At 65.4% G+C, this 936-nt stretch carries 1 protein-coding gene; it reads left to right on the top strand.

The genetic code is table 11. The annotated features are described in order from the left end of the window. Positions 1-816 (top strand): YDG domain-containing protein (locus tag PMI15_RS19645; protein ID WP_007873543.1); only part of this gene is annotated, 816 nt, incomplete at its 5' end. Positions 817-936 lie beyond the last annotated feature (120 nt).

The following is a 936-nucleotide window of genomic DNA, read 5'->3' as shown; positions in this document are numbered from 1 at the left end:
TTTACCGACAAGAATGCCGGCACCGGTAACAAGACGGTGACCACCAGCGGCGTGACGGTGGGCGACGGCGTCAACAACGGCAACTACGCCGTGAGCTATGCCAACAACACCACCAGCACCATCAACAAGGCCGACCTGACGGTGACGGCCACGGGCGTGAACAAGGTGTATGACGGCAGCACAGTGGCTGCGGTCACTTATGGCGACAACCGTGTGGCCGGCGATGTGGTCGGCATCACGGGCAGCGCCACCTTCGCCGACAAAAATGCCGGCACGGGCAAGTCGGTCGGCGTGAACGGCATCGCCCTGGGCGGCACCGACGCCGGCAACTACAACCTGCTGAACACCACCACCAGCACCACCGCGAACATCACGCCCAAGGCGCTGACGGTCACGGCCAACGGCGACAGCAAGCTCTATGACGGCTCGGCCTACAGCGGCGGCAATGGCGTGAGCTACAACGGCTTTGTGGCCGGCGATTCGCAGGCCGACATAGGCGGTGCGCTGGCTTACGGCGGCTCCTCGCAGGGGGCAGTGGCCGCGGGCAACTATGTGATCACCCCAGGCGGGCTGAGCTCGATCTCGGGCAACTACGCCCTGGGCTTTATCGATGGCGCCCTCAGCATCACGACCTCCAACGCCAGCACGGCGGCGGTGGGCAACGCGGCGCTGGTCAGCTCGTATGACGCTGCCCTGCAGGCGGTGGGGGGCCTGGGCGGTTCGTCGGGTGGTGGCGGTGGTGGTGGTTCCGGTGGTGCCGCTGCCGATGCGCTGGCGGCTGCCGCGGCTGAAGCTGACAAAACCGGGGAGGAATAGCCGGGTCTTGCTCCGGCTGAACGCGCTCTTCTCTGTTATCTCTGCTGAGGGCGGTTGGCCGGGGGTTGCCCGGCGGCAACTCACTTTTAGCGAAACCCGCAAAGCGGGTTTTCTTTTGTT

It is taken from the genome of Polaromonas sp. CF318, assembly GCF_000282655.1.
Taxonomy (GTDB): Bacteria; Pseudomonadota; Gammaproteobacteria; order Burkholderiales; family Burkholderiaceae_C; genus Polaromonas.
Note: the sequence above shows the minus strand (reverse complement) of the source record. Positions and strands in the feature narration are given on the sequence as shown.